The following is a 3,564-nucleotide window of genomic DNA, read 5'->3' as shown; positions in this document are numbered from 1 at the left end:
TGCCGAAACGCTACTAACAAAGATAAATGTTTAATGGACTTTTGCAAAGCGAAAATAATTGTCTTTCGCGGAGCGACCGCTTTTGCAAAAGCTTTGATGTCTGCCAAACTGTTGCCTTAGCGTGTGTTATGCACAGTTAATTTATTTCTGGTTATACTTCTTTAGCACACCGTCTGCATTGCTGTTATTAGGATTTAGGTCTAATGATTTTTTATACGCAGCAAGTCCTTCTTTTTCTTTGCCAAGTGCTAACAAACATTCTCCGTAACCATCATAAACATTCGATGATTTCGGATACAATTCTGTGTTAAGTTTAAAAAAAACAAGAGCATCTTGTAGATTCTTCTCTTGCAATAACTGGTAAGCTAATTCATTTATTGCAGTTTCTGAGATATTGTATGTTGGTGATTTCAATTTTGATTCAGTTAAACAAAGCTTAGAAACTTCCTTTGCAGTCTTTTGTGGCAAAAGGTCGGATAAAAGTTTTTTGTCGCCCCACAATGCATAATTTTTGTAATACACAGCCATTTCACTTTGAGGATAGTTCTTTACGTTTAGGTCGGCAAAAGCAACAGCCTTTTCTTTCATTCCTTTGCTTAGTAGCACATCAATAATTTTCATAATGCTACCTTCGGGCGGTAGAACTTGTAAGCCCATATTTGATGAAATAACATCATATTTTTTAGTTATAATTTCAACGGCAGAGTTAACAGAAGTTGAATTATCATAAATTCTATTTATTTCCTCGTTATAATACCACGAGAAAATTGATTTTAAACCATCATACGCTCCTTCAAAAGTTACTTCACCGTGTGTTAAATTTGGATAGTATTTCCAATTGAAATTTAGTCCTTTGTTTTTATTTGTGTTTATGTCATTTGCAAAGCGCATAATTGATCTCATATGTCTTGACCAACCCGTTGTGTCTTTTTGAATAGCAGAAGTGTCCATGGATTTAGGCATTGTCTGAGCCATAGCCAAATAAAGTGATTTATTGTTGAATGTTTTACTTTTCATTAAGTTGTGCGTTTTATCTGACCAAACATTCATGTCATGACCTAAGCTGGGGTCTAACGCTATATATGAATTGAAAACTTGAGGCTGATAAACTAGCGTGTTTGCGGAACGCAAACCACCTAGTGAATGTCCTAACAATGTTCGATATTGTTGAGTTGGATATTTTTTGTCAATATATGGTATTAACTCCTTTTCCATGAATTTTGTAAAATCATCTATGCTGTCTTGTTTGTCTTTTGATTTAATTGGCAACAAGTCTTTGAAACGATTTGAATTAATAATTCCTACGACAATCATTTTCGGACATCTTTCACTACCGTAGTCGCTACTTAGATGGTCTAACATTCCTATTGTCTTTGTGAAAAGTATATCGCCGTCTAAAAGATATAGAACTGGATATTTGTCAGTTTGAATATAAGGGTTTTCATTTTGCGGCACATAAACAATTATTTCTCTATTTTCTTTTAGAATGTTAGAATACAAACTGTCTTTTTTGCCAATGCATATTTCTCCGTTTGTTTGTCCGAATAAAGTTGTCGAGAAAATTAGAAGAATGAATGTTAGTTGTCTCATTGTTTTAGTGTCTACCGATTAATTGTGCATAACGTTTTGCAGCTACCAGAAGTGCGGATTTTTGAAACCGTTTTCTACCGAACTGCTTATAACAAAGCTAAATATTTAATAGACATTTGCAAAGCGAAAATAATTGACTTTCGCGGGAGCGACCGCTTTTGCAAATGCCGAAGCCGAATACTAGCATTTTTGGTAGGTGATGTTAGCGGTTCGTTGTTTTTCTATTCGTCTTAATAGTAGTATTTTATTTCTTAACCAAAGTCAATGAAATTGGAAAATGGGTCACATACCTTTGTCCTTTAAAATAATTAACAAAAGTAAAAAATGAAAGCAGCAGTTTACACACAATATGGTCCACCAGAGGTTCTCAAAGTCAAACAGGTAGAAAAACCAATACCAAAAAATAATGAGATTTTGCTAAGAATAAAAGCTACAGCTGTCAATTCTGGCGATTGGCGATTACGCAAAGCTGACCCTTTTGCGGTCAGATTTATTTTCGGCTTAATAAAACCCAAAATTAAAATTCTTGGAACTGTTTTTTCAGGTCAAGTTGAAAGTGTCGGTAAAGATGTGAAAAATTTCAAAGTTGGTGATTTTGTCTTTGGTCATACAGATATGAGATTTGGTGCATATGCAGAATATAAATGTTTGCCTGAAAATGGGTCAGTAGCATTAAAACCTGCTAATATTTCTCACAAGGAAGCAGCAGTCATTCCTTTTGGTGGAGTTACAGCATTACATTTTATAAAAAAGGCAAAGATAAAACCAGGGCAAAAAGTGCTTGTAGTAGGAGCTTCTGGTTCAGTAGGAAGTGCTGCTGTTCAATTGGCAAAGGCATTTGGAGCTAATGTTACGGGCGTGTGTAGCTCTGCAAATATTGCTTTAGTAAATTCTATCGGAGCGGACAAGGTAATTGATTACACAAAAGTGGATTTTACTAAAAATGGCGAAACTTATGATGTGATTTTTGATGCTGTGAAAACAATATCTGTATCACGAAGTCTAAAGTCATTAAATAAAAATGGAATAATGATTCTTAGTGCTGCTGGTATCTCGGAAATGCTTCAAGGTTTATGGATATCTATTACGAGCAACAAAAAGGTAATGACCGGTGTGATAAGCCATCAAGCAACAGACATTTTATTTCTAAAGGAACTCATTGAAGCAAATAAATTGAAGCCTGTCATTGATAGAACTTATGCGTTGGAACAAATTGCCGAAGCACACGCTTATGCTGAGAAAGGACATAAAAGAGGAAATGTTGCGATAGAAGTTTAGGCGTTAATACCTATTCGCTATCCGTTTTCTTATTCTGCTCAACGATTCGGGTTTTACGCCAACATAACTTGCTATTTGGTATTGGGGTATTTTTTGAAACAAGTCGGGTCTTGATTTTAATAATTTCAAATAACGTTGTTCTGCTGTGTCTGTAGTGTATGAAGACATAATTTCTTGTTGCTCTGCAAATACCTGTTCCATTACTTTTCGTGAAACGGTTTCAAATTTTGGGAATCTTTTATACAGGCTATCTGCTTTTTCACTGTTGCCAACTACCAATACACTATCGACACAACAATCCAAAAAGTGATTTGATGGGGTGTTCTGACTAAAACTATTCATCGAAATCACCCACTGTTCTTCGGTGAAAAAGTTGTTAGTTTTTTCATCACCGTCAACTAAATAGTATTGCCTTACACAACCTTCCAATACAAAATATACTTCATTAGAAACTTGTCCTTCTTTTAGTAAAACCGTTCCTTTTTTATAATTCTGTATGCTCATTGTTTCAACAATAGCCCTAATCTCTTCTTCTGAAAGAGGCATAATTCTTTGGAAATATTTAAGGAGTTTGTCGTCCATTATTTTTGTTTGTTTGGTCTTTCTGTGTCGTCCTTTACAATGACCGCTAACGTTTTCGCGCTAAGCAACGGTTTGATTTGAAACCGTGTCCTGCCGAAACGCTACTAACAAAGA

At 35.0% G+C, this 3,564-nt stretch carries 3 protein-coding genes; 1 reads left to right on the top strand and 2 read right to left on the bottom strand.

Annotated features, from left to right (window positions below):
- Nucleotides 1-141: 141 nt before the first annotated feature.
- Nucleotides 142-1,590 (bottom strand): alpha/beta hydrolase-fold protein, encoded by a 1,449-nt coding sequence (locus B3C16_RS11735; protein WP_291131889.1) that lies wholly within the window; start codon nt 1,588-1,590, stop codon nt 142-144.
- 324 nt (nt 1,591-1,914) lie between these two features.
- Between B3C16_RS11735 and B3C16_RS11730 the strand changes: the two genes are divergently transcribed.
- Nucleotides 1,915-2,868: an NAD(P)-dependent alcohol dehydrogenase gene (locus tag B3C16_RS11730; protein WP_291131887.1), complete on the top strand. Its 954-nt coding sequence runs from the start codon at nt 1,915-1,917 to the stop codon at nt 2,866-2,868.
- A gap of 3 nt (nt 2,869-2,871) precedes the next feature.
- Here the strand turns inward: B3C16_RS11730 and B3C16_RS11725 are convergent, their stop codons facing one another.
- A complete protein-coding gene (locus B3C16_RS11725; RefSeq protein WP_291131885.1) occupies nt 2,872-3,450 on the bottom strand; it encodes a Crp/Fnr family transcriptional regulator in 579 nt (192 codons plus the stop codon).
- Between the last annotated feature and the right edge of the window lie 114 nt (nt 3,451-3,564).

The organism is Flavobacterium sp. UBA7682 (genome assembly GCF_002482945.1).
Classification (GTDB): Bacteria; Bacteroidota; Bacteroidia; order Flavobacteriales; family Flavobacteriaceae; genus Flavobacterium.
The sequence above is the reverse complement of the archived record's forward strand: the minus strand, read 5'-3'. Positions and strand labels throughout refer to the sequence as shown.

What these genes read in the sequence shown, in the direction of transcription:
- B3C16_RS11730 (WP_291131887.1), top strand. Translation starts at nt 1,915, where the DNA reads ATGAAAGCAGCAGTTTACACACAATATGGTCCACCAGAGGTTCTCAAA.
- B3C16_RS11725 (WP_291131885.1), bottom strand. Translation starts at nt 3,450, where the DNA reads ATGGACGACAAACTCCTTAAATATTTCCAAAGAATTATGCCTCTTTCA.
- B3C16_RS11735 (WP_291131889.1), bottom strand. Translation starts at nt 1,590, where the DNA reads ATGAGACAACTAACATTCATTCTTCTAATTTTCTCGACAACTTTATTC.